This is a genomic window from Abyssogena phaseoliformis symbiont OG214, from assembly GCF_016592595.1.
Taxonomy (GTDB): Bacteria; Pseudomonadota; Gammaproteobacteria; order PS1; family Pseudothioglobaceae; genus Ruthia.
Genome location: NZ_AP012977.1, coordinates 445,280 through 470,529, shown reverse-complemented (window position 1 = coordinate 470,529; position 25,250 = coordinate 445,280). Strand labels below are relative to the sequence as shown.

Sequence of the window (25,250 nt, the reverse complement as noted above, 5' to 3'; positions counted from 1 at the left end):
TTGCAACCTATTGTCTCTAAGTACGGACATCTTGCTGCTTATACACCTTCTAATACCATTGTGGTGATAGACACACGAGCTAACCTAATACGCTTAAAAGATATTATTAACCAACTTGGTACAGAAATTGATGACGACTATGAATTGATGCCTTTGATTAATGCATCAGCTGATGAAGTGGCAAAAATTATTAAATCATTACTGCCTAATAATACAAAACAAGCGGCCAATCCACTCACCATAGTCATTGATAAAAAATAACAATCAATTGATTGTTAATGGTGCACCTGCAAAGCGGCTTAAAGTGCGATTTTTGGTTAAAGAGTCGGATAAAAAACCTGGTAAAGATGGTGATACTCTCGTTATATATTTAAAATACGCAAACGCAAAGAACATACTACTAGTACTACAAAGTATTGGTAAGCAGTTGATAGACAAAGATAAAAAAAGCACAAAACAAACGATCAATATTCATACAGATGGTGCAGCCAACTCTATTATCACTGCACCTAATGCTATCTCTAATAACATTAAAAGCGTTATTAGCAAATTAGACATTCGTCGTGCATAAGTTTTAATAGAAGTCATTATTGCTGAGGTGAGTTTGGACAATACAAAAGAGTTGGGCATTCAATGGGCCTCTTCTAGTGCTAACGGAATTGGACTGATTGACTTTACCGGCTCCTTGTCAACCGTGCTAACTAATACAACACCCATCATTGGCAAAGGTGCCACCATAGGTGTTGGGAAGCACAACTCAACAACTAAAAAAGGATTTAGTGCAGTTTTAACAGCGCTTAATCAACAAGGAAATGTTAATATCCTTTCTACGCCCTCAATTGTTACCATTGATAATGAAGAGGCAGCTATTTTAGTTGGCGAGAAAGTGCCTTTTATTACCAATAAACAAATTGTTGATGGCAATTCAAATCCTTTTCAAAATTATGAGCGCAAAGATGTTGGTATTAAGTTAAAAGTCAAGCCGCAAATTAATGATGATGATACTATTAAACTTGATATAGAACAAGAGATATCTAAAGTTACCTCGCAAGGTGGTGCATCTGATTTGGTTACCTCAAAAAGAACCATAAAAACCTCTGTTATGGTTGCTAATAAAAAAATATTGGTTTTTGTAGGGCTAATAGATGACACCATAAATAGCTCTCAATCTAGTGCACCCTTACTAGGCGATATACCCATCTTGGGTCATTTATTTAAATACTCCAGTAAGAAAAAAGTTAAAAGGAATTTATTAATTTTTATTCACCCAACCATCCTAACAGACCAGCTGGTTGCTGATAGTATCGGCATGGAAAAATACAAATATATCTATGCACAACAATTGCTAAACGACATAGAATTACCCATTAAACCTCCAAAGGAAGAACAACCATTGGAAAATCCAATAAAACCTCAAGTATCTACTGTGACAAATGCCATTAAAGCACAATCAATAGAAGAATTGTACCCGTGGATAACGTACGATGAGTAATGCTTTGTTGCCTTTTTCATTTGCAAAGAAATTTTCAACTTTGCTTGAAAATGAAGAAAATCAACAAATATTAAATTACCGCCAACTGCCTGAGACTCATGTTTTGTCAGAAATACAACGAAAATTTGGTAACTACCAACTAAAAAACACCGCGCAAGAACAACTAAGACAAAAAATCCAGCAATGCTATGAATTTAGCTCTGCACAAAACTTAGACCATTTTCAAGACAATGCAGAAAGTGATGATGCCTTAGATGTCTTAGCAATGGAGTTGCTTAATAGTGATGATGAAGCGCCCATTATTCGCCTACTGAATGCATTATTTGCACAAGCTATTTTGGAAGAAGCGTCTGATATTCATATAGAGTCCTATGAAGATCGTGTTCGTATTCGCACCAATGGCACACTTAAGCAAGTATTAGAACCCAGTGCAAAAACTGCCCCTCTACTGGTATCTCGAATTAAAATCATGGCAAAACTAGATATTACTGAGAAACGCCTGCCACAAGATAGGTGCATTGCCATTCAGTTAGGTGGTAGAGCTGTGGATATGCGTGTTTCCACTATTCCTTCTGGTCATGGAGAAAAGTATTACGCCTACTTGATAAACAAGCAGGACGTTTGCAACTTAAGCAACTAGGTATGTTAGATTCCACCTATAATGCTATACAGACTTTAATACACAAACCTCGTGGTATTTTATTAGTCACAGGGCCTACGGCTCTGGAAAAACAACCACACTGTATGCAGCTCTAACTGAGTTGAATAATACTGAGCTTAATATCACCATTCCAATTGAATACTTTATTGATGGTATTAATCAAACGCAAATTAACAACAAAGTCAACATGACTTTTGCCAAAGGCTTGCGCGCTATTCTTAGGCAAGATCCTGATATTGTCATGGTGGGTGAAATACGTGACAATGAAACTGCTCAAATTGCAGTACAAGCCAGTTTAACTGGTCATTTTGTATTTTCAACCTTACATACTAACACCGCAGTTGGTGCAATTACACGCCTGCGAGATATGGGTGTGGAGTCGTTTTTGCTTTCTTCTAGTCTGAGTGGCGTATTGGCACAACGCTTGATTCGGACCTTGTGTCACAAATGCAAACAAGCACACACAACTGACACAAAAGAACAACAAAAATTAAACATTAACAAACCTGGTGTTATTTATCAAACAATGGGTTGTGATAATTGCAATCACACTGGATATCAGGGGCGTAACAGGTTGCATGAGTTGTTAACCATTAACGAAGACATAAAAATACTCATTCACAACCAAGCCAGAAAAGCACAAATTCTAAATGCTACTGGTGCTCATTCAACCTTGCTTGAGCAGGCCAAACAATTAGTATTAAGTGTTGATACCAGCCTTGATGAAGCCATTAGAGTTGTGTCAATATGAGTGTTTTTGAATACAAAGCTATTGATGTTAATGGCAAACAAAGTGCAGGCTTTATTGAAAGCGACACTGAAAAATCTGCCCGCCAACAATTACAAAGCCAGCAGCTCACTGTATTAGAAGTCAGACAAAGTAGGCGCAAACCAAGCCAAATAAAATCTTGGCTTGAACCTAGATTAAGCATTGCTGATACGGCCATTATCACCCGCCAACTTACCTCATTATTACAAGCGGCAATGCCCATTGACGAAGCATTAAAAACCATTGGGAACAAAGTAGCAAAAAACACATCAGAAAGGTTATTAGGCAAATACGCTCTTCTGTTGTTGAAGGAAAAAGCCTGGCAGAATCTTTAGCATTTAACGCCAAAGAATTGCCTCTATATTTTATTTCCAATGTTAAGGCGGGTGAACATACAGGTAAGTTAGGGCAAGTGCTTGACAAGCTTGCCAATGAAATTCAAAATCAAGAAAAGTTTAAAAAGAAAATTTCTGTTGCTTTAATTTATCCCATCATGATTAGTATGGTGGCTATTACTGTTGTGGTATCTTTATTGGTTTTCGTAGTGCCACAAATTGTTAGCGTGTTTAACGATGCTAATCAGGCTTTGCTACCACTCACGATTACCGTGATTGCAGCGAGTGATTTTCTCTCTGAAAATGATAGAGTTAATTATCACATTGTTAATCGCACTATACATAGTCGCCAAATTAGCCTTTCAGCAAGAAAAAATTAAATGCTCATGGCAGCGACTATTAGGAAAAATGCCTATTGTTGGCTATTTACTCATTAATGCCAATGCCGTGCGCTTTTCTCGTACATTTGCCTTATTGCACGAAAGTGGCACACCTGTTCTTGTCGCATTAACCAATACTGCTAATGCGCTTAACTATCTGCCAATGCAGCAATCTATTTTAATAGCAACAGAAAAAGTACGTGAGGGTAGTACTACTTTTAATAGCCTTACAATCTCAAAGTGCCTTACCATCAATATCATTAAAGTATCCTTACCAGTTTTTAAAGATAAAACACAACTTAACAACAAAAATCCCTTATCAAGATTAGAGCTTAATATACAAAAATGAACACTAAGCAAACCAGATTTACACTCATAGAGTTGCTTATTATCATTGTGATTTTTTCCATAATTGCAACTTTGTCTTACTCTGCACTTAACACCTCTATCAAGCAGAAAAATGCTCAAAAAATTCATCACAAACAGCTCATTGAATTGCAAAAAACATTACACCATCTTGAGCGTGATATTACCCAAATATACAATCAAGTTGTTGTTTTAGACGGATCTGGACTGAGCATAAAAAGCGTTCAAAATGAGCAACTGCTTAAGCTTAATTATTCAGTTTTTGGAAAAAAATTAATCCGTAAAGACATTACAAACAAAGAGAATCTCTATTAATTTAACGCTTATCAGTAATAGTAGTATTTAGGCATTGGGCAATAACAACAGATGGCATAAAAATTGGCACAAAGGTAATACCCATCTAAAAACCATTGAAATTAAATTTAGCCATCCAGCTTGGAGTGTGATTAAAAAATTGGTACCGCTTGATGAATAATATTCATCAACAACGGGGTATTGTACTGATTGGCATGATGATTATTGTGACACTTGCCTGGAAACAACAACACGAAAACTTTAAGCTCAGCAAATATACACAAACTCAACAACAAGCGCTAAATTATGTTTACGCCATGGAAAGCTGGGCAAAAGTTATCCTACTTAATGATAAAAACACCAAAGTAGATACGCTTGATGAGGACTGAGCAACAGAAATACCGCCCATCCCCGTATTTGGTGGCACAGTACACGGAAAAATCACCGATTTGCAAGCAACCCTTAGTATTAACAATATTGTTAATACTAATAACCCTGATAACATCACTTTTGATAATGCTTTTTATCCGTGTTTAAATCGCCTAAACGCACAATTAGAACAGGTACGAATGTCAGATTTGATTTTTACACACATCACTGAGTTATTGCCCAATGTTCAACCCTTTGAACACATCAGCGGGCTTAAAAACATCAATGGCGTTGAAAGGCAAGATTATTACAAGGTTAAAGCCTATTTGAATACCCTGACTCATGTGTTAAAATTAGCAGCAACACTGCTGGAAAAGAGATTTTATCTTGTCTACATCCTGATTCAGCTGAATATTCAGCTGAAACGTTAATTTCCTTAAGGCCTTTTTCTAGCCCTGAAAAAGCACTGGAAAAATTACGCAAAATATTGCCCAATAGTCAATTGAATGACCACTACCTTTCCAAGCGCTTTAAGGTCCACTAAAAGTGAATACTTTGTACTAGAAGTAACTATTAAAATGGATGATAACCCTCTTTGATTGCTAAAACAATTTTCCACCGAAAAAGTGCTAAAATAAGCGTCATCAATCGTAGCTATACCAATCTCAATGAATATTATTTACTATTCTAAAACAAAGGAGTTTTCTAAGCAGATTTCTAAATCTTACAAAAATACAATTATTGCCATTGATAGTCAATCAATCAAATCATTTTGCCCAAAATGAGTAGTGCTAAAGCGCGCAAAGCCATTCCCTTTGCATTAGAACCTGAATTGCTTGATGATGTTGATTCGCTCGCATTTTTTCCAAAAAAATCATCTCATCCTAACCAATGGGCTGTGCTTGTTATCAATAAGAATATACTTGATACTTTGGTAGAAAAGTTGTAACAAGCTCAATGCAATAGTGTTACAGTTTTACCTGATTTTATGCTACTGCCTTTTGATGAAAAAAGTACTACCTATATTGAGCATGAAGGCATGATAACCTATCGAAATGGAAAATTTCAAGGGGTCCGGGGGCGTATTGCCAAAGATATATTCCACCAGCTGTTTAATAAGTCGTCTCAACTAATGGCGTCAGATATTGTTTGCAATCCTGCAAATAGTATTAATCTTTTAGTGGGTAATCTTAAAAGCGACTTAATTAAGTATTTACAACCTTGGAGGATACCTGTCTTAGTTACATTAATTGCTCTAGCGCTTTCAAGCACACAAGTAATCATGAATAAACATCATCTTGAAAAACAATTAGAAGAGCAAAAATACAATAACGAATAACAATTCCGCATGCTATTTCCAAACATTAAGCGCATCGTTAATATACGCGTGTAAACAAAACAAAGATTATCAACAGCCGTTGAACAAAAATCTGCTTATAGTCATGATTTTTTAACTGAATTGTCTAAGCAATTTCACTCTAACACTCAAGCTGCTAACGTTATTTTTAACAATCAAAAACTAACCATACAAACTTTAAAATGAATTGGCATGCTCTTAACTCACGCGAAAAAAATAGCGCAATCATAATGGCTGTTTTATTGATTATTGTTCTTTTATATATCTTTGTTTTTTTCCCCTATTTAGCAACATAATGCGCAACTACGGCTTGATTTAAATGCAGAACAAAACCTTTCAACTTATCTCAACCAAACAAAACAAAAGTTAACCTCACTGCCAGACCATCCAACACTATCTAAACAGCAAACAGAACAATATATTAATCAGATTTTTAAGTCACAGGGTATTAAGCTCAATGGGCTTATCATACAAAATAAAAAGAGCATCATTAATATTAATGAAGTAGTATTTGAGAAACTACTCAATGGCTTGCAAAATCTAAAAAGTAAGTATGGTATTTTCGCCACTCAAGCAAACATAAAGCATATGAAAGTTGGCATGGTCAAGGTTCAATTAACACTTTCATTTTAATAAATTTTTGCTCAAAGTTTACAATGTGAGTCAATCATTAACAAAAAAAAGTACTATAAGACCTTTGCATCATTATGAGTGATTAACAAAATCCGTCATTTTGGTGATTATTCATCATGATGCAAAGGCCTCATATTTTTTGCAATCGTAAAGCATTCAATACTACCAATAACGAACTTAAAGACATACCAATTGCTGCTAGCCAAGGTGGCACTAAGCCAATCGCTGCAAGCGGAATGGCAATAATGTTATAAGACAGCGCCCAAAATAAATTCTGGCGAATAATCTTTCTAATGAATTTTGATGAATTAATTGCCTTAGGAATAGCATCTAATCGATTATTCAGAACAATAAAATCGCTATGAATATTAGCCATATCACTCGCCCCAGACAATGATAACGAAACGTCTGCGCCTGCTAATATAGGTGCATCATTAATGCCATCACCAACAAATAAAATACGTGCGCCTTGTTTTTGTTCAGCTTGTAGCCAAGTTAGCTTATCATTTGGCAGGCACGTGGATAAATATTTTTTGATGCCCAAACTTTGAGCAACCTTTTGCACGCTTAAATCATTGTCTCCACTTAATATAGCCATCTTTTTAATATCCATTTTTTGTAATTTCTTGATGGTTTCTTTAGCCAGAGGTCTAATTTTATCCTCAAGTATGAACAAAGCTTGCACACCTTTATTATTGGATAAAGCAGAAATGGTTTTAGAGGGGTACTTTAATAAATCAAACTCATCTTGGTATTTGTCATCCAAGCGCCCTAAATACCACCACACACCTTTGATTTTTGCTTTAACCCCTAAACCTAGCGAATTTTCAAACAAAGCAACTGGATACAAATTAATAACATCAAATGACGATACTAACGACTGAGCCACAACATGCTCAGAATGGCTTGCCAAACTAAGCGCAAGTTTAATCACCTCTTGCTTACTAACATCACCTATCAATTCAACCTTTAATACATTTAAATCACCTGTGGTTAACGTGCCTGTTTTGTCAAAAGCCACTTGATTAATGTCTGCCAAGGCCTCTAAAGTTGACATTTTTAATGGCAAAATCCCCTGTTTGGTAAAACGCGCCATGCCAAGTATTAGGGCAATAGGTGTGGCTAGTGCTAATGCACAAGGGCAAGTAACAATTAAAACTGAAATGGTATGTGCCAACCAAGCCACATCCCCTTGTAAAAACCAATAGGTTGCTGTACATACAGCCACAACTAATACACCTAAAACAAACCAACTGGCAATAAAATCTATTCGTGATGTTATTGCTGGCTTGTCTTCTAGTGCACGTGTTGCGATTTTCCCAATTTGACTCAGTAAGGTTTGTGAACCTGTGTGAGTAATAGACAGCTTTATGGTTTGATCGTGATTAATCGAACCAGCAATGACTTTATCTCCTGTAGTTTTTTGTACTAAATTAGACTCTCCTGTTAATAAAGATTCATCAAAACTACTTTTACCTGTAACAATATGCCCATCTGCCATCACAGTTTCACCAGGCTTGACTTTAACCAGGTCTTGCACTTTTAAATCAATAACGGCTGTCTTTTCCCAAGTTTTCGTACTTTTATGCCACTTCTCACAAGTTTGTGCAACGGCAATGTTCAACTGATCTAACTTACTAATTGATTTTTCTCGCGCCTTGAATTCTAAAAACCGTGCCAATAAAATAAAAAACACAAACATGGCAATAGAGTCAAAATACACCTCACCTTGATTGTTAAATACACTGTGTAAACTGGCAAAAAACGCTACAGACAAACCTAACGCAATCGGCACATCCATACCCACTCGCATGCGACGTAAATCTTGCCAAGCACCTATCCAAAAATCTTGTGCAGGATAAATAAGCAAGCTCAAGCCTCCTAGTAACGCACCCCAACGCCCCCATTTAACCCAATCAAGCAACTCACCATAACCATCCAATACATCTACTAAATATGTGGCAATAGAGAATTGCATCAACATCATGCCAATCACCCCAGCAAATAACAATTTTTCCATATTACGGCGTTTTTTTATACGCTCTAGCTGACGAGAATGCTTGGCATCATAAGGGTGTGCCAAATAACCAATATCAGCAATAGATTGTAGAATTTGACTCAAGCTAATTAGCTTAGGTTGCCATTTAACACGTGCTTTGTTAGTAGTGGCATCAATATAAACTTCCAATATGCCTATTTGCGAGCGTAGATGCTTTTCGTTTAACCACACACAAGCAGGACAGCGGATATTTTCTAATAATAAGTAAGCCTCTTTCCAATCATCATCACTGATGACAAAACTTTTTTGAATGCTTTCTTGGTCATAAATTTGATATCGCATCAAAAAATCAGGAATATCAACAGGTTTGGACTGGCTTAGAATACGATAACGATAGTACTCCTCCAAGCCAGATTCAACAACCATTTGGCAGACACTATAACACCCAGTACAACAAAAATGACGTGTTTTGTCAAAGACCTTGAGTGTTGGGAAATCACTATTTTGATCAAATTTTAGACCACAATGAAAACAGGATGTTTCTTGATTTTGATGCGTTGTTGACATGAATGTTTTATGCCAATTAAGGTAAGGTTTTTTTATTTTTTATAAAATAAAGCCTAAAAGTATAGCATGCAACAAATCTGTCACATGCTTAAACTTAAAGATAATAATTAACTACTCCATTTCAGGCGCTGAGTAGTAATCTGCTAACGCCTGAATTTCTTTTGTTGTTAGTACCTTAGCAATTAAACGCATGCGTGAATAAATATCATTAGTACGATCGCTTTCTTTAAAAGCTTCCATCATTTCAATAAAGGCATCTTTGTTTTGCCCTGTAATTGCTGCAGCGTCATATTTTCCACCTTCACCATTTTGCCCATGACAAGTAGAGCAAGGTTTAAGCATGCGTTTTGGGTCGCCCTTATAAACCAAATCAATAGCAAGTTGTCCACCACCTTCAACGCCCTTTGCAAAAGATAAAGAGGCATACCAAGCGGAAAAGTCTGCCATATCTTGATTGGTCAGTTTTTTAACTTTTTTAACCATTGTACCGTCACGCTTTTTATCTTTAAAGTCTTTAAGTTGCTTGTAAATATAAGTAGCAGGATGACCCGCTACACTAACGTCATCATCGCCTTGCCCGTTTTCGCCATGGCATTTATCGCACTTCATTGAAGCGGCTTTTAATTTGCCTTGAATGGCATCACCGGCCTCAATGATTGCACGTGTTTCTCTATCAAAAGCAACATAGGACGAAACCTCTGCCTGTATAGAATTTATAACAAGAAAACCGCCTAATATTATTGTTAATAATTTCATAATTAGACTCCCCAAGGGGTAACACCAACTGAGTCACCCGAGATAAAAAAGTGCAAAATAGGATAGCCATAGCTAATAATTAGATAAACCAAAATAATCCAATTCCATAAGGTAAACCCGTTTAACACTTTTGGAATTGAAACCACAGGATGAACAGGCACTGCTAATTCTAGCTCTGTGTTTTCTTCTTTTTTTCCTCTAGTTTGCGCCAAATACAAATTAACAATCAACATCACCGCTGAGACTAATAATATCACCCCGCCAATCACCATAATCAATTCGTGCAAATCCCAACGTTCAACCAGTGGTGTGTCATAAGGCATGCTTGAGATGCGTCGTGGCTGGCCTAACAGACCAATGTAATGCCAAGGAATGGTTAAGATGAACATACCAAACATCCACAACCATAATTGCAATCCAGCAAAATAGTTGGAAATTAACTTTTTACCCAAAATTTTTGGCCAAAAATGATAAGCTGTACCCATATAAACAATCACCACAGTACCTGCAAAAATCAAATGGAAATGTCCTGTAATCCACTGCGTATTATGCACCATTGCATTCATGGAATAAGCAGCATTAATTGCACCACCAAACCCACCCAAGGTTAACATTAACAATGCCAAACCAACAGATAATACCAAAGGGTCTTTCCAATTAACTTTCGCAATCCAGCCAAACAAACCTTGTCCGCCACGCAAACGACCTGCCAACTCCATAGAGGCAATGACCGTAAATCCTGTTAGTAAAGTTGGCAACATAACGGCAAAAGTACCCAACATGTGAATGAATTTCCAACCTGAAGCAACACCTGGATCCATATACAAATGATGCATACCAATCGGTACAGAAATCACCATTAACATAATAAATGAAACACGCCCCATTTCGTCACTAAATAGGCGTCCACCTGCTAATTTTGGCATTAAGGTGTACATAGCAATATAAGCAGGAAATAGCCAAAAATACACAATGGCATGTAGCGTCCAAGAAAATAAAACTCTAGCCAGTGCAACATCAATTTCATCTACTAGACCCAAACTCCAAGGAATTAGTTGTGTTAGCATTTCTGCTGCCACACCAACGCTAGTCCATGCCCACATAATGGCATTGGCAGTATTGCCAAATTGCACTAATGGCACCGCCTCACCCGGATGGACTTTTTTCCAAGTAAGTGTCATCATAATCATTTGCAATACCCAAACCCAAGAACCAACCACCAACAAAGTTGCACCGATATAAAAAATAGGATGCGCTGCTAACGGCGGATAGAACGTAAACATAACTGAGGCCTGCCCTGTTAACAAAGGATAAGCTGCTAGCAAAACACCAAACAAGGTTAAATAAAAACCAAACCAAGCCAATTTTGCATGCCATAAGGGCTGCTTTAAACTGCGACAAGCGGTGAAGTAACCAAAACCCATAATCACAAAAGTGGTTAATACAAATCCCATTAATACACCATGCGTTGAAACTGAAGCAAAATACAATTTTGCACTTTGTGGAAGCATATCAGCGCGTTCAAGTACTTGGTAAACACCCAAGATAGAAGCAACAGCAAAAGCCAACAAACCGACCCAATAATTGCTAAGGCTTAATTTATCTCCATTTTTATAATCCATTACTTTTTCCATTATTATTTCTCCGCTTCACTTACAATCAGTTTTGACCACATATGGTCATGACCCAAACCACAAAATTCATTACAAAATAGTGGATATTCACCTGCTTTAGTAAAGGTAGTATTTACCTCCGATATATAACCTGGCACAATCATCGTATTAAAATTAGTAAAGGGGGCGTGTATGCCATGCAATACATCAAAACTTGCTATTCTAATCTTAATAGGTGTATTCACTGGCACTTCAATACGTTGGGGGTAAAACCCATATCTTGCTGCTATCATTGTTACCGAATAACTACCATCTGCATTTTGTTTAACACCTAAATTATCTTCACTAAATTCCCCGCCTAAATGCAGACGGTTAGAATCAATTTTTTCTACGTTACTTGGTGGATGAATATTGAAGCTAACCGCTGAAAATGTTAATAAAGCAACAATACCAATGGTCATTACCACCGAGATATAAATCCATTTTTTTTCTGTGCTATCTATATGCATAACAAACTCCTAATTAATAGGTCCACGACTTAAAAAAAGCAAATAAAAGAAAAGCCAGCCAGCAATAAAGAATACTGCATAAGCTAGCAATAATGCATAAGTTCCACTAGGTTTAGCGTGTAATATTTGATCTTGTGTCGTCTGTGAATCACACATTTTTTTATTTCCCTCATGTGTTTATAATTGGTAAGAATTTTATTAAAAAAAGCACTATAAAAAAACAACATAAGTTATTTTTTTATAGTTGTTATAAAATTAGACTTAAAACTTAACAAGTTAACAACCCAACAATGATTAAAAAACACCTTATATTTGTATTATTTATTCTATTGTCAGGCGCAATAAGTGCTAATATCTTTGTTGAACACATTGTGAAAAATGATTTTTTTGAAGTGAGAGACGATATTGCTTTTGCCATCACGGGACAAGGTCTGGTAGTTGCCCATCGTTCTGATGTTGCTACTATGCTTAACCGAATTAGCAAAGATTTAGCACAACAAGCAATAAGCATGATGAGATTTGCAATGCCAAATCCATTTAAAAACCCCTTAAATGCTAGCAAAACACTTTACAGGCATGGTGTAGTTATTGAGTTTTGCAGTGCTTCTTTGTCGGCAGAAACCACTGCTGCTGACCCTAATAACATTCTGTTTTGTCCTTTTTCAATTGCCGTTTTTCAACTAAATAGCGAGCCTAATCAGGTGCACGTAAGTTACTTGCGTCTAAGCCAATTGGCTGATAAAAATAATCAAAAATCAATCAATGCTTTAAAAGCAGTAGAGGATGTTTTAGGAAATATTATTCAAGATGCTTTGTATTAAGGAAATCCTACAAGCCATAAAAAAAAATTAACTAAAATGACGAAAAGGATCTTTAATTAAACCAATATCAAATTGTCCAATTTCAGAAAGTCGTTCTTCATTAATAATTTTAAGTTTTTTATGCCCACAACTGATTAAACCCTCATTTTTAAAAGTTGCAATAATTCTATTAATATGCACTTTGGTTAACCCTAAAGCATCGCCCATATCAGCCTGATTGAGTGGGAAAAAAGTTTCACCTGTCTTGAAATCAAACTCCTTAGGAGATTGCACTTTGATGCGTGAATACAATTCCATAATCAAATAAGCCAACCCTTCTGTGGAGCTCTTTTGCCCCAAATTAAGTAAACGCTGTTGACACAAAACTGTGTCGTTAAGTTGCAAATCTATTAATCTTTTGGCAATTTCAGGATGTTCACTTGTCATTTGCAATACATTAGCATCAAAAAACAAGCAAATTCTGGAGTCTGTTACTGCCTTAATAGAATAAGGCAATTCGCCTTTGCTATTACGACTAAAACCTACAAAATCGCCTGGCAGTGTAACTCTCAGAATTTGGCGATCGCCATTGGATAAATTGTTATATAAAATAAGGCAGCCAGAATACAAAGTAAAAGCGTAGTCGATTTTATTTTGCTCTCGATGCAAAATTTCACCCGCTGAAAAATAACAATGTTTATCACGATATTTTTGAGTGAGACGAACATTTTGCTCATCAACCGAACCAAATAAAGCACGCGACCTAACTGTACAACTAGAACAATTAGCATCTTTTAAAAGTTTAGTTATCATATCTTTTTATCAACAATCCTGTTTATTATAGGTGGAACTATACCATAAAAAGGTGGGCGCTAAAAAAAGCGCCCGAGGAGGGAGACATAAAGCCTTAACCTGATTACAATGAAAATATGCTTTTTCTTTATAATCAGGTTAAGGCAAAAAACTAATTAACTAAATGCATCGTTAGTAATATTATTAAACCAAGTGTGTCCATATTCTACTTCTCGTTCTCGAAGCTTAGGATTAAACTCAACTGGCGTCAAACCACCTGAACCTTTAACTTTAACAATCTTACCGTTTTGATACTTGTACACCATTGCTACAGAAATACCATCCCCTGGTGCAATAACACTATAACAAGTGTTAACATAAGAAGGGTCTGGTATTTTATTACCACTTAGTAATGCCACTATTGCTGCTGCGCAAACCTTTGCCTCTGAATTGGCAGCATAGCCTGATTTAGGCATAGGGCTAGCAATTGACGCATCACCAATCACGTGAATATTTTTATGAATGGTTGACTCAAACGTATTACCTTGAACTGGACACCAACCGCTACTATCAGTTAATCCGGCAGTAAAAGCAATTTTCCCTGCCTTTTGCGCTGGAATAATATTAATAACATCGCCTTTAAACTCATCAAATTCACCTGAAACACTCATATTAGCCACATCAACCGCTTCAACTGCACCGCCTTTGTAGGCAGGAATCCATTCAATCATACTGTTATCAGTGCCATAACCATAATGCTTTTTCCAGCCACCTGTAAACAAACCAAACTCAGAAAATCTATCCTTGGAGTCTAGAATTAGAATTTTAGATTTAGGCTTGTTGTGCTTTAAGTAGTAAGCCATTTGTGCAGCACGCTCATAAGGACCTGGAGGACAACGAAAAGGACTAGGTGGCGCTGCAATAATAACGGTACCACCATCTTTCATAGAATGTAGTTGATTATGCAACATTTCTGTTTGTGAGCCGGCTATCCAAGCATGTGGAATCCTAGTGTTGGCCACTTGAGCATTATAACCATCAATCGTTTCCCATCTAAAATCAATACCTGGAGAGACAATCAAACGATCATAAGCAAATTTCTTTCCATTTGCAGTTCTAACGACTTTTTTATTTTCATCAATAGAAGTGGCCGTGTCAACCACTACTTGAACGCCATGCTTGCGCAAGCCACTATAGCTAAAAGTAATTGAAGTCATATGCCGCTCACCGCTCACCACTTCATTACTAGCAAAACCAGTATAGTAATTTTTATCTGCTGTAATTAAAGTAACCTCAATGGACTTGTCCATCATACGCATATATTTGGCAGCCGTTGCACCACCCATGCCACCACCAATAATAACGACTTTCTTTGAAGCACTACCAATAGCAAGCGGGGTATATAAAGCAGCCGTTGTAGCAACACCGCCTGCGCCCACTATTTTTAAGAAATTTCTTCTGTTGTGTTTATTACTCATTATTACTCTCCTTTGCTGTAGTAATTCACTAACTTGTCAAACGCTTTAGCATCTCTTTTTAGCATTTTTTTGATCTTTTTCTTCATCTTTTTTGGCATATCGCGTGAACCATCATGAAAATCTACCAAAGAATATTTCATAAAAAGTGCTGCATTTCCAGCTAATAATCCAGCCTCATCATCAGTAACTGTACCACCTTCTGAATGACAACTAGAACAATACTTTTTGTGCAATTTTTTACCCGCTTTTGCTTTTGCGTTATCATAACTCTGCTTGCCAATACTATGCACTTCTTGCTCGGAGAAAAACTCACCCATTAATTCAAATTCTTTATCGTTATAACCCTTAGCGATTCGATTCATAATCGTTGGGCTTCTTTCGTCATTTTTATAAGCCTGCATTGCTTCAACCAAATAGTCTTTTGATAAACCTGCTAAAGACGGAGTTGCAGGACCATTACTCGCACCATTAGTACCATGACAACCTGCACAAGTGTAGCTTAACATTTGCGCACTTGGCATGGCCATTACCTGTGTTCCTAGTGCTAATCCAACCACGAATAGCGTAGATTTAATGCTTGTTTCTTTAATCATAAAAACCTCTATTGTTTATTTAAAATTAACTCTATAGTTATTCATCTACGACAAATAAAATAAAGCCTCCTCGCTTAATAATAAAAAAACAAGTTTAAATCACTTAGTTTTGATATTGTATGGCCACTTTATAGACAGTTGTTCTATATAAAAATAACTTATGTTATTTTTCTTAAAAAAATAACCTATTTATTAAGTTATGATTTGCTTCCTTTGCTAGCATTTGTTGCTCTTTTGAGCACTTCTTGCTTTTTATCAATATATTTTATAATCTTGTTAGCATGTTCCAATGCAGGCTCAAGTTCTAATACTTGTTTTTAGCCTTTGAGGTGGTAAATAATATAAAAACTAGCGCAACCACAACATCATTATATTTTCAGGTTTGGTGAATTTATTAATATCGTATCGCATACCCTGCATAGAGTGGTTCATGGTGTTGATGCTTTGATTCATGTTTTCCATAGACTGGTTCATGTCTTTAATATTGCTGTCCATCGTAGAAATATGCTTACCCAATCCATGTGTCTTTTACCATATGATGAACATCATTAGTCATTCTTGCTACCGATTGGGTCATGTTGTACATAAATAAGCCCATACCACAAGCAGCCACAACCCCTATAAAAAACATCGAAAATTTAACTATTTTTCCCAAATATGATTTTGTACTTGACATTATTAATTTATACCTTCATGCTAATAGAATTTTTAGGACACACTTCAACACAGGCACCACAACCAGTGCATACATCAGTATTTAAATCAATACTAGGAACGCCGCCCATTTGTAAACTAAAATTAATCACATTTTGCTGGCAAACATCAGAGCAAGACTGGCATACCACACCAATCTTTGACAAACAATTGTCTTTAATATCTATTTTAATGTGCCACGGTTGTTGTTTCACATCAAAAGCGTGGTATTGGCAAACTTCTGCGCATTGATGGCAAAAATTACATTCACCTTTTTGAAAATCAACCACAGGAAATTTACCAGAACCTAGGATAATGATGTTCTCTGGGCAGGTCTCTATACAAGCGCCGCAACGACTACACAAGTCGATAAATAAAACCTCGTTCTTAGACCATGGTGGTCTGATGATGCTCTTTTTGCTTGACCCCCAACCTCCGCGAAGGAGTTGAGCTCTAGTCATACTGCTCAAAAACTATTCATCAGTATTGATATAAACATTATCAATCAAGGGCTTAGTATCAACTTGAGAGACATGACATTGTTTACAAAAATAACGACTTGAAGAAACTTTTTTCAACCGCTTTCCTAAACGTGTTTTAAAGTGCGAGGAAGGTATTTTAGCCGCCTCTTCCTCTCTATAGTTCGCATTACTATGGCAATCCAAACACTTGTTACTTTTTAAGGTGATGCGCATATACTCAGGTTTGTGCGGAACAAGTGGTGGTTGTAAATCAAAATTACGCTCATAATCACCGTTCTTTATCCATTTATTTGTTGTTGGCGCAATAGACAAATCTCGAAGACTATGAACACCTCGCAATGAGGCAATATCTTCACTTGTGATTGGTGCATTAACAAATGCTTGAATATCTACTTGTTTTTCGTTTTTACTGTAGTCAACAACTAAATCATCCAAAGTGCCTGAACAACTCAGAAGAAACACATAAGCAATTGTTACAATTAATAATTTAATTTCCATTGTAATATCCTAGTTATACTTTTAATATTTTGACTGGGCATTTTTTATAATCAGTCTCTTTTGACAAGGGGTCGGTTGCATCTAATATTAATTTATTAACCAACCTAGAAGCATCAAACCAAGGTATAAAAACCAAACCCTTGGGTGGTTTATTACGCCCTCTAGTTTCAACCATAGCAATAATCTCTCCACGTACTGATTGAATTTTAGCATTCTTGCCTCGTCTCAACCCTCGCTCTTTGGCATCCTTTGGATGCATATACACAACTGCATCAGGCACAGCACGATAAAGCTCTGGTACGCGGCGTGTCATTGAACCCGAGTGCCAATGTTCTAGCACTCTACCTGTTGACATCCACAAATCAAACTCTTTATTTGGCATCTCCGCTGGAGGCTCATAAGGTGCACTGATAATATTAGCCCTACCATCTTTATTGCCATAAAATCTAACGCCTTCACCTTTTTTGACATAAGGATCATAACCTTCGCGATAGCGCCACAGTGTTTCCTTGCCTTTGATCACTGGCCAACGCAAACCTCTAGTTTTATGATAAGTTTCAAACTCGGCTTGCTCATGGCCTTTCTTTGGACCTTCTAATTGAAAACGACGACACTCCTCAAACAATCCTTTTTGAATGTAAAAACCAAAATCATCCATTTCTTGATTTTTATAAGTATTTCCTCGACTATCGGTGATGTCTTTCTTAGCAAACTTATCCACTTGGTTATTAGCATATAACATGTCATACAAAGTTTTTCCTCGGTACTGTAGGCTTTTCGCCAGTAGTGCCTGAGGCCAAACTTCTTCAACTTTAAAGCACTTTGAAAATTCGACCAATTGCCATAAGTCTGATTTTGACTCACCTGGTGCATCCACCTGCTGGCGCCAAAATTGAGTACACCTTTCAGCATTACTATAAGCGCCCTCTTTTTCTGCCCACATTGCTGTAGGTAGAATTAAATCAGCCGCTTGTGTTGATACCGTAGGATAAGGGTCTGACACCACAATAAAATTAGCCGGATTGCGCCAACCAGGTAGCATTTCGTCATTGATATTTGGACCTGCTTGCATATTATTATTACACATCACCCAATACGCATTTAACTTACCATCTTTAAGCATCCTGCTTTGCAAAACAGCATGATAACCTTTTTTACCAGGAATGGTTTCTGCGGGTAATTTCCATATCTTTTCAGCAAACTGACGATGTGATTTTTTCATAATGACATAATCTGCAGGCAAACGATGTACAAAAGTACCCACTTCTCTTGCTGTTCCACAAGTAGAAGGTTGCCCTGTTAATGAAAATGGACCATTGCCTGGCTTAGAAATTTTCCCAGTAAGCAAATGCACGTTATACATAAGTCCATTAATCCATACGCCACGAGTATGCTGGTTAAAACCCATTGTCCATAAGGAAACGATTTTCTTATTTAGATCGGCATATAATTTTGCCAAACGTTCTAATTTTTCTGCTGACACACCAGAAATTTCTACTGCTTTTTCTAAGGTACAGGGTTTAACAGATTCAGCATATTGCTCAAAAGTAATTGAACTTAACTTACCCTTGTTGACATTTTTTGCTGCTTTTTGCAAGGGGTGTTCTGGGCGCAAGCCATAACCAATATCAGTAGGTGTTTTTTTGAAATTAACGTGCTTTTCAATAAAGCCTTTGTTGTAAGCTTTATTCTCAATAATATAGTTAGCAATGTAATTAAAAATTGCTAAATCTGATTGCGGATGCATAATCATGCCATTATCAGCCAACTCGAAAGAACGGTGTTCAAAAGTAGACAAAACATGCACTTCTGTGTTTGGTTTGGTTAAGAGCGTGTCTGAAATGCGTGACCACAAAATGGGGTGCATTTCAGCCATATTTGAACCCCACAACACAAACGCATCACCATGTTCAAAATCATCGTAACAACCCATTGGCTCATCTGAGCCAAAAGCGCGAATAAATACACCCACAAGCTGATGCCATACAATGACGTGCATTAGGGTCAATATTGTTTGAACGAAAACTAGCTTTAAACAGTTTGGAAGCAGCATACCCCTCCCATACTGTCCATTGAGCAGAGCCGAACATGCCAACACGCGAGGTCATTTTATCAACAGGCTTGCCTTCGTTTTCTTTGTTGGATTGCTTGATGGCAGCTTTAAATTTATCTGCCATAATGTCAAAAGCCTCATCCCATGATACGGCTTCAAATTGGCCATTTTTATCATACTTGCCATTTGTTTTTCTGAGTAATGGCTGGGTTAAACGATCCTTACCATACATAATTTTTGAAAGAAAATAGTCCTTGATGCAATTAAGACCTTTATTAACTGGTGCATCAGGGTCGCCTTGTGAGGCAACAATTTTATCATCCTTAACCCCTACCAGAACTGAACAGCCTGTACCACAAAAGCGACAAGGTATTTTGTCCCATCTCACCTCGTCTTTACTTGTGTTGGCAAGTGCAATGCCTGGTATTATCACGCCAGCAGTTGTTACAGTGGCTACTATTGCGCTATTTTTTATAAACATTCTTCTTGTAATGCTCATTTATTTACTCTCCTCAAAAAATACCAATATCAATTAAATTCATCCATTAAAGACGATAGCAACTTTAAATTATTAGCAATCAACTTTCATTAACATAGATTGTTTTTATATTTTATTTAATGGTGTTTTTAAAGCGACTGGTAAAACCAAAAACATTAGGTTAGCAAATATCAATACAACAACCACAATTAGTACAATGACTTCTTACCAAGCAAACTATAAAATGCACCAACTGGACACAAACGAGAACACCAGCCATTTTTAAGCACAAATAAATCAAATAAAAAAATCAGTGCGATTAACTCCCAGACAAAAATAATGCCTCGATGTAAAATCGAAACAGGATTGACCAACTCCCAAACAAGTGTACCTGTTAGCCACGCTAATAACAAACTCATCCCCAACAGCCAGTAACGCATTTTGTTAGAAACGCCACCACTTTTGTTTTGTATGTTTAATTGGCAACATTAGTCACAATCATTAACCGAACACGCCCAAGAACAAAACATTCTCCCGCTAATAATGCCGTAAAATAACAACGCAATCAGCGCACCTATTAATGCATCTAATATCAGTTTAATGCATCTAATATCAGTTTAATGCATCTAATATCAGTGAATGACCTGCAAATAAAGATTATAACAACACACAAGGGTCGGTTAATGGTACAACATTTAGCGTTAAACTTAAGCTTAAATTACCTTTAACAATCCAAACATCAAACCAAGGACCTAGTAAAAATAACAACAAAATGTCAACTTGGCTAAAAACGGCGCAATATTAGATATTTGTTAGTCCTAAACCAACCTTTGGAAGCTCGTGCATCTAGGCCTATTTTTTTACAAATACTGGACTTTTTCATGATTTTTAAAAAATACGCTTAATCATAAATATCAAACAAGCCTTTGCCGTTGTAATCATAGTCCCTGCTCTTAAGCAGGCTGTATTGATGCTTAATATCTTGCTTAACTAGGAAGTTTCCTGATTTTTTCTTCTCTTCCCAGCCCAATTTATAATGTTCTTGGCGTTTTCCCATTGCAAGTTTAATGGGTAACACTTTAATAACAGCTTCTTCCATAATACAAGCTTGTTCATACTTGCCACAGCCTGTACAGCTGTCATAATGCACCATTGAAATAAACAATGCGTGTTTGCCACTACACTCATTGTGCTTCATCTCAATGGTAATGGCTTTGCCTTGAGCTGGACAAACATTAAAACACACTTCACAACGCAAACCTTGATAAGCAATACAACCTTGAGTGTCCACAATTTTAGCTAATCCCATTTGAGCGTCATTAATATTGGTTAACTGCTTACTTAATGCACCTGTTGGACAAGCAACCACACAAGGAATATCTTCACACATTTCACAAGCGGCTTTTCTAGCAGTAAAAAAAGGCGTACCCAAGGCGACATTGTCTTTTAATGTTACCAAATTTAGCGTGGGATAAGGGCAGTCATTCACGCATAAACCACAGCGAATACAAACTGTATTAATTCACCCTCAGCCAAAGCACCCGATAGACGTATGGCCGTTGCCGGCAGAGAATAAGAATAGCTAATCAAGCCTATCGCAATGAGTGCAATACTGGTTGCCGCACGAGCTGAATTTAATAAAAACTGCCTTCGTGAAAAGGTCATTACTAATGCCTAAAGTGGCTCTGAATGCTGATAAACCAACGCAGTCGAAACCACGCCAGAAAGAGTATTGAAACTTTCAATGATGCTGATAATTTTCGTTTTCGTGTCTTGTTCAATTGTTACCACAAAACGATTATCCTCAGACAAACCATGAACTTCAACACCAGTTATGGCATTAAGCGTATTTTCTACCTGCTTTGTTTGATTTTTAAGCACTTGCACCAACACCCCGCAAATATCAATATTGTCTTTTTCTTTCATTTACGCCATCTTTATGAGAGAATTCAGGATTTGATTATATAATAAATAATTCAATTCAAAAATAACATAAGTTGTTTTAAAAAACAATCAAAAACACTAGTAAATAAAATAGCACAATATTAAATTGTGCCGCATTTTGTCGTGGGTATAATAACCTCGTTTTATGGTTTAACCTGAGTTTAAGTTTTATCTAAGATGTGTTCACTATAGGCAAAAGCAAGGTTGCTTATTTCAGTACTTAGAATATATTTCAAATAAAGCTTATTGGGTTCAAGCCATAAACTTCTTTTTAACTTTTCTTTGGAGGTTTTCATGGATATGAATATCAAAATAAAAAGCTTTGTCATGGGCAAACACACAATCACATTAGAAACAGGTCGTATTGCCAGACAAGCACATGGTGCAGTATTGGCAAGCATGGATGACACACAAGTATTGGTAACCGTTGTTGGTTCTAAAGAAATGCGCCCTGGGCAAGATTTTTTTCCGCTGTCTGTTGATTATATTGAAAAAACTTACGCAACTGGAAAAATTCCTGGTGGCTTCTTAAAACGTGAAACCAGGCCTAGCGAGAAAGAAACGCTAACTTCTAGACTGATTGACCGCCCGATTCGTCCTCTGTTTCCAAATGGTTTCATGAATGAAATACAAGTGCTTATTACAGTTATTTCTGCAAACTCCGAGGTTGACCCAGATATTATTTCAATATTAGGCGTGTCTGCTGCATTAAGCATTTCAGGCGTGCCATTTAGTGGGCCAATTGGTGGTGCTCGTGTTGGTTATTCTAAGGGTGAATACATCCTTAATCCAACTTACACTGAACTGGCTGATTCAGATTTGGACATGGTGGTTGCAGGTACTGATGAGGCGGTACTAATGGTTGAATCAGAAGCCAACGAGCTTTCTGAAGAGATTATGCTAGGTGCAGTTATGTATGCACATGAACAATACCAAGTTGCTATTACCAATATTGCTGAGTTCGTTGCACAAGTTGGTGTGCAAAAATGGGACTGGGAAGCGCCTATAACTAACGAGGTTTTATTAAGTGACATCAAATCACAATTTGGCGAACAGATTAATGAAGCTTACCAAATTAAGGAAAAACTTGACCGTTATGCCAAAGTTGGTGAAATCAAAGCAGCTGCAATTGAAGCGTTGGCAAATGAAGATGAGAATGGAAATTCTATTAAGGAGGTTGGCCAATACTTTAAGAAAGTTGAGAAATCAACTGTACGTGAACGCATCTTAAATAACGATCCACGTATCGATGGTCGTGATAATGAAACCGTTCGCGAGTTAAAAATCGAAACAGGCGTTTTAGAAAATACACATGGTTCTGCTTTGTTTACTCGTGGTGAAACGCAAGCTTTAGTGGTAACTACACTAGGGTCTAAACGTGAAGCCCAGTTGATTGAAAAATTAGAATCTTCTGAACGTCAAAATGATTACTTCTTATTTCATTACAACTTTCCACCATACTGCGTGGGTGAAACTGGTCGTGTAGGCACCACCAAACGTCGTGAAATTGGCCATGGCCGTTTAGCACGCCGTGGTATTGCTGCTTGCTTACCTTCAATTGAAGAGTTTCCATACACAGTTCGTGTGGTATCAGAAATTACTGAATCTAATGGCTCTAGCTCTATGGCCAGTGTTTGTGGTTCGTCATTATCATTAATGGATGCAGGTGTGCCAATCAAAGCGCCAGTTGCTGGTATTGCTATGGGTTTGGTCAAAGAAGGTGATAGATTTACCGTATTGACTGATATTTTAGGCGACGAGGATCACTTAGGTGATATGGACTTTAAAGTAGCAGGCACATCACGTGGTGTCAATGCATTACAAATGGACATTAAAATCCAAGGCATCACTCGCGAAATTATGGAAATTGCTTTAAAGCAAGCCAAAGAAGCAAGATTGAACATTTTAGGACAAATGAATCAAGTTATTTGCAAACCTAACATGTCAAGCAAAAATGCACTTAAAATGGCCGTTATTAAAATTCAAACTGATAAGATTCGTGATTTAATCGGCAAAGGCGGGGAAACCATTAAAGGTATTATTTCAACTTCTGGCGCTAGTGTTGATGTAGATGACAATGGCAATGTTAATATTTTTGCCAATGACCAAAAAGCTTTTGATACAGCCATGCAAATGGTGAAAGATGTGACTGCTACACCTGAGATAGGTAAAGTTTACACAGGAAAAGTTGTTAAAATTGTTGAGTTTGGCGCTTTTATTAACATTATGCCTAATCAAGATGGCTTGCTACATATCTCTGAAATTGCCCATGAGCGTGTTGAGAAAGTAGAAAATCATCTTAAAGAAGGTGATGAAATTGACGTTAAAGTCTTAGATTTAGACAGAGGTCGTATTAAATTATCTCGTAAAGCGTTATTAGAAAAGTAACTTAAAAACCAATTGGTTGTATAAACCACCCATTGGGTGCTTTTTTTATGGTCAGCTTATTATCATGCAAATAATTTTAGTTTTTTTATCAGTGGTTATCATCTGGTCAACCACACCACTTGCGATTGTTTGGTCAACATTGGGATCAAGCTTTAATTTTAGTGTCGCCTTAAGAATGTTGATCGGATTGGCAATTTGCTTGTTATTACTACGCATCAAAAAACAAAAACTCACCCTAACTCGCTTAGCAATTCGCCACTATCTACACGCTGGAGCTGGTATATTTATTACCATGAGTTTGGTTTATTATGCGTCACAAAACATCTCATCTGGCATTATTTCAATAATATTTGGCTTAACGCCTGTTATCACAGGCGTATTTGCATTTGTTTTGCTTAAAGATCAATTTTTGAGCGTTAGTAAAATAATTGGCTTATTAATTGGCTTGTTTGGGCTTGTGTTTATTTTTAGTCATTCATTATTAAACGCCTCAAGCCTGCTCATTCCAGGGTTACTAGCAGTGACTTTAGCCATGGCTTTTCAAGCATTTATTTCAGTAAAACTTAAACATATCAATGCGCACATATCAGCACTTGAAACAACAACTGGCGCACTCATAATAAGCACGCCTTTATTCATACTCAGTTGGCTCTTAACTGGAGGCGATATCCCAGAAATAACATCCAAAGCTGGCTTTTCTATTGTTTATTTAGCACTGTTCGGCTCAGTTATCGGCTTTATGTCCTATTATTATCTAATCAGGCATACTACTATTCAAATAGTAGGTATTGTGCCACTTATTACGCCTGTGTTTGCGCTGTTACTTGGATCAACACTTAACCATGAAACCTTAACTAATGCGCAATTAAGCGGTATCATTTTCGTATTGGCTGGTCTTGGTATTTATGAATATGGCGGGAAGGTGTTTTGGATAAAAAAATAATTGAGTTA

The 25,250-nt window shown here is 36.9% G+C and carries 33 protein-coding genes and 2 pseudogenes; 17 read left to right on the top strand and 18 right to left on the bottom strand.

Annotated elements, in window-relative coordinates:
- The 14 genes and pseudogenes from CVPH_RS03025 (at position 1) to gspM (ending at position 6,656) form a co-directional block, all read left to right on the top strand.
- Positions 1-261: a hypothetical protein gene (locus tag CVPH_RS03025; RefSeq protein WP_201342015.1), complete on the top strand. Its 261-nt coding sequence runs from the start codon at positions 1-3 to the stop codon at positions 259-261.
- Positions 248-571, top strand: coding sequence for a secretin N-terminal domain-containing protein (locus CVPH_RS03020; RefSeq protein WP_201342014.1), 324 nt, complete (start codon positions 248-250; stop codon positions 569-571). Before CVPH_RS03025 ends, CVPH_RS03020 begins: the two co-directional genes overlap by 14 nt.
- 33 nt (positions 572-604) lie before the next feature.
- Complete coding sequence (locus CVPH_RS03015) at positions 605-1,492, top strand: type II secretion system protein GspD (RefSeq protein WP_225879779.1); 888 nt, start codon at positions 605-607, stop codon at positions 1,490-1,492.
- A pseudogene (locus tag CVPH_RS11175) lies at positions 1,485-2,904 on the top strand (GspE/PulE family protein). Before CVPH_RS03015 ends, CVPH_RS11175 begins: the two are co-directional and overlap by 8 nt.
- Entirely contained in the window at positions 2,901-3,257 is a 357-nt protein-coding gene (locus tag CVPH_RS03005) for a type II secretion system F family protein (RefSeq protein ID WP_201342012.1), read from the top strand. Before CVPH_RS11175 ends, CVPH_RS03005 begins: the two are co-directional and overlap by 4 nt.
- The gene (locus CVPH_RS03000) at positions 3,155-3,637 is read left to right on the top strand and encodes a type II secretion system F family protein (protein WP_201342408.1); all 483 of its coding nucleotides are present in this window, start codon (positions 3,155-3,157) and stop codon (positions 3,635-3,637) included. Before CVPH_RS03005 ends, CVPH_RS03000 begins: the two co-directional genes overlap by 103 nt.
- Before the next feature lie 28 nt (positions 3,638-3,665).
- The gene (locus CVPH_RS02995; protein WP_201342011.1) at positions 3,666-3,986 is read left to right on the top strand and encodes a hypothetical protein; all 321 of its coding nucleotides are present in this window, start codon (positions 3,666-3,668) and stop codon (positions 3,984-3,986) included.
- Positions 3,983-4,318 carry a hypothetical protein gene (locus tag CVPH_RS02990; protein ID WP_201342010.1) on the top strand — a complete coding sequence of 112 codons (336 nt, stop codon included), beginning with the start codon at positions 3,983-3,985 and terminating at the stop codon, positions 4,316-4,318. The genes CVPH_RS02995 and CVPH_RS02990 overlap by 4 nt, the downstream gene beginning before the upstream one ends.
- A 34-nt stretch (positions 4,319-4,352) precedes the next feature.
- Positions 4,353-4,478 (top strand): hypothetical protein, encoded by a 126-nt coding sequence (locus CVPH_RS10695; protein ID WP_281064665.1) that lies wholly within the window; start codon positions 4,353-4,355, stop codon positions 4,476-4,478.
- Positions 4,471-4,686 (top strand): type II secretion system protein GspK, encoded by a 216-nt coding sequence (locus tag CVPH_RS02985; protein WP_201342009.1) that lies wholly within the window; start codon positions 4,471-4,473, stop codon positions 4,684-4,686. Before CVPH_RS10695 ends, CVPH_RS02985 begins: the two co-directional genes overlap by 8 nt.
- Positions 4,687-4,746: 60 nt before the next feature.
- Positions 4,747-5,097 carry a hypothetical protein gene (locus tag CVPH_RS02980; RefSeq protein ID WP_201342008.1) on the top strand — a complete coding sequence of 117 codons (351 nt, stop codon included), beginning with the start codon at positions 4,747-4,749 and terminating at the stop codon, positions 5,095-5,097.
- A gap of 350 nt (positions 5,098-5,447) precedes the next feature.
- A complete protein-coding gene (locus CVPH_RS02975) occupies positions 5,448-5,615 on the top strand; it encodes a hypothetical protein (RefSeq protein WP_201342007.1) in 168 nt (55 codons plus the stop codon).
- A gap of 39 nt (positions 5,616-5,654) precedes the next feature.
- On the top strand, positions 5,655-6,005 hold the full coding sequence (locus CVPH_RS02970; RefSeq protein WP_201342006.1) for a hypothetical protein: 351 nt from the start codon (positions 5,655-5,657) through the stop codon (positions 6,003-6,005).
- Between the two features lie 393 nt (positions 6,006-6,398).
- Positions 6,399-6,656, top strand: coding sequence for a type II secretion system protein GspM (gspM, locus tag CVPH_RS11170; RefSeq protein WP_493302710.1), 258 nt, complete (start codon positions 6,399-6,401; stop codon positions 6,654-6,656).
- 130 nt (positions 6,657-6,786) lie between these two features.
- On the opposite strand, the gene CVPH_RS02960 is transcribed toward gspM, so the two are convergent.
- The 5 genes from CVPH_RS02960 to CVPH_RS10065 all read right to left on the bottom strand — a co-directional run bounded on the left by CVPH_RS02960 (position 6,787) and on the right by CVPH_RS10065 (position 12,256).
- The gene (locus CVPH_RS02960; RefSeq protein WP_201342005.1) at positions 6,787-9,222 is read right to left on the bottom strand and encodes a heavy metal translocating P-type ATPase; all 2,436 of its coding nucleotides are present in this window, start codon (positions 9,220-9,222) and stop codon (positions 6,787-6,789) included.
- Positions 9,223-9,333: 111 nt separating this feature from the next.
- On the bottom strand, positions 9,334-9,978 hold the full coding sequence (locus CVPH_RS02955) for a c-type cytochrome (RefSeq protein ID WP_201342004.1): 645 nt from the start codon (positions 9,976-9,978) through the stop codon (positions 9,334-9,336).
- 2 nt (positions 9,979-9,980) lie between these two features.
- A complete protein-coding gene (locus tag CVPH_RS02950; protein ID WP_225879778.1) occupies positions 9,981-11,612 on the bottom strand; it encodes a cbb3-type cytochrome c oxidase subunit I in 1,632 nt (543 codons plus the stop codon).
- Positions 11,613-11,614: 2 nt separating this feature from the next.
- Complete coding sequence (locus CVPH_RS02945) at positions 11,615-12,100, bottom strand: cupredoxin domain-containing protein (protein ID WP_201342002.1); 486 nt, start codon at positions 12,098-12,100, stop codon at positions 11,615-11,617.
- 9 nt (positions 12,101-12,109) lie between these two features.
- Positions 12,110-12,256 (bottom strand): hypothetical protein, encoded by a 147-nt coding sequence (locus tag CVPH_RS10065; RefSeq protein ID WP_225879777.1) that lies wholly within the window; start codon positions 12,254-12,256, stop codon positions 12,110-12,112.
- A gap of 134 nt (positions 12,257-12,390) precedes the next feature.
- Between CVPH_RS10065 and CVPH_RS02940 the strand changes: the two genes are divergently transcribed.
- On the top strand, positions 12,391-12,921 hold the full coding sequence (locus tag CVPH_RS02940; protein WP_201342001.1) for a DUF302 domain-containing protein: 531 nt from the start codon (positions 12,391-12,393) through the stop codon (positions 12,919-12,921).
- Positions 12,922-12,948: 27 nt separating this feature from the next.
- Here the strand turns inward: CVPH_RS02940 and CVPH_RS02935 are convergent, their stop codons facing one another.
- The 13 genes and pseudogenes from CVPH_RS02935 to CVPH_RS02885 form a co-directional block, all read right to left on the bottom strand.
- On the bottom strand, positions 12,949-13,713 hold the full coding sequence (locus CVPH_RS02935; RefSeq protein WP_201342000.1) for a Crp/Fnr family transcriptional regulator: 765 nt from the start codon (positions 13,711-13,713) through the stop codon (positions 12,949-12,951).
- A 155-nt stretch (positions 13,714-13,868) separates the two neighbouring features.
- Positions 13,869-15,170 (bottom strand): FCSD flavin-binding domain-containing protein, encoded by a 1,302-nt coding sequence (locus CVPH_RS02930; protein WP_201341999.1) that lies wholly within the window; start codon positions 15,168-15,170, stop codon positions 13,869-13,871.
- Positions 15,171-15,172: 2 nt separating this feature from the next.
- Positions 15,173-15,763 carry a c-type cytochrome gene (locus tag CVPH_RS02925; protein WP_201341998.1) on the bottom strand — a complete coding sequence of 197 codons (591 nt, stop codon included), beginning with the start codon at positions 15,761-15,763 and terminating at the stop codon, positions 15,173-15,175.
- 348 nt (positions 15,764-16,111) lie between these two features.
- Positions 16,112-16,279 (bottom strand): hypothetical protein, encoded by a 168-nt coding sequence (locus tag CVPH_RS02920; RefSeq protein ID WP_201341997.1) that lies wholly within the window; start codon positions 16,277-16,279, stop codon positions 16,112-16,114.
- A complete protein-coding gene (locus tag CVPH_RS02915) occupies positions 16,272-16,439 on the bottom strand; it encodes a hypothetical protein (RefSeq protein ID WP_201341996.1) in 168 nt (55 codons plus the stop codon). Before CVPH_RS02915 ends, CVPH_RS02920 begins: the two co-directional genes overlap by 8 nt.
- A gap of 7 nt (positions 16,440-16,446) precedes the next feature.
- Positions 16,447-16,917, bottom strand: coding sequence for a ferredoxin-type protein NapF (napF, locus tag CVPH_RS02910; protein ID WP_201341995.1), 471 nt, complete (start codon positions 16,915-16,917; stop codon positions 16,447-16,449).
- A 12-nt stretch (positions 16,918-16,929) separates the two neighbouring features.
- A complete protein-coding gene (locus CVPH_RS02905) occupies positions 16,930-17,436 on the bottom strand; it encodes a nitrate reductase cytochrome c-type subunit (protein WP_201341994.1) in 507 nt (168 codons plus the stop codon).
- Positions 17,437-17,449: 13 nt separating this feature from the next.
- Positions 17,450-19,988 (bottom strand): annotated as a pseudogene (gene napA / locus CVPH_RS02900) (nitrate reductase catalytic subunit NapA).
- Between the two features lie 188 nt (positions 19,989-20,176).
- The gene (locus CVPH_RS10060) at positions 20,177-20,386 is read right to left on the bottom strand and encodes a 4Fe-4S binding protein (protein ID WP_225879776.1); all 210 of its coding nucleotides are present in this window, start codon (positions 20,384-20,386) and stop codon (positions 20,177-20,179) included.
- Between the two features lie 69 nt (positions 20,387-20,455).
- Positions 20,456-20,545, bottom strand: a complete 90-nt coding sequence (locus CVPH_RS10055) for a 4Fe-4S binding protein (protein WP_425353139.1) — start codon at positions 20,543-20,545, stop codon at positions 20,456-20,458.
- Positions 20,546-20,868: 323 nt separating this feature from the next.
- On the bottom strand, positions 20,869-21,426 hold the full coding sequence (locus tag CVPH_RS02890) for a hypothetical protein (RefSeq protein ID WP_245396181.1): 558 nt from the start codon (positions 21,424-21,426) through the stop codon (positions 20,869-20,871).
- Between the two features lie 26 nt (positions 21,427-21,452).
- A complete protein-coding gene (locus CVPH_RS10050) occupies positions 21,453-21,632 on the bottom strand; it encodes a hypothetical protein (RefSeq protein WP_225879775.1) in 180 nt (59 codons plus the stop codon).
- 9 nt (positions 21,633-21,641) lie between these two features.
- Positions 21,642-21,893: a chaperone NapD gene (locus CVPH_RS02885; protein ID WP_201341993.1), complete on the bottom strand. Its 252-nt coding sequence runs from the start codon at positions 21,891-21,893 to the stop codon at positions 21,642-21,644.
- Positions 21,894-22,205: 312 nt separating this feature from the next.
- Here CVPH_RS02885 and pnp point away from each other — a divergent pair, with 312 nt between their 5' ends.
- Together pnp and CVPH_RS02875 are read left to right on the top strand one after the other, a co-directional pair.
- On the top strand, positions 22,206-24,299 hold the full coding sequence (gene pnp / locus CVPH_RS02880; protein ID WP_201341992.1) for a polyribonucleotide nucleotidyltransferase: 2,094 nt from the start codon (positions 22,206-22,208) through the stop codon (positions 24,297-24,299).
- A gap of 64 nt (positions 24,300-24,363) precedes the next feature.
- Positions 24,364-25,242 carry a DMT family transporter gene (locus CVPH_RS02875; RefSeq protein ID WP_201341991.1) on the top strand — a complete coding sequence of 293 codons (879 nt, stop codon included), beginning with the start codon at positions 24,364-24,366 and terminating at the stop codon, positions 25,240-25,242.
- The last annotated feature ends 8 nt before the right edge of the window (positions 25,243-25,250 follow it).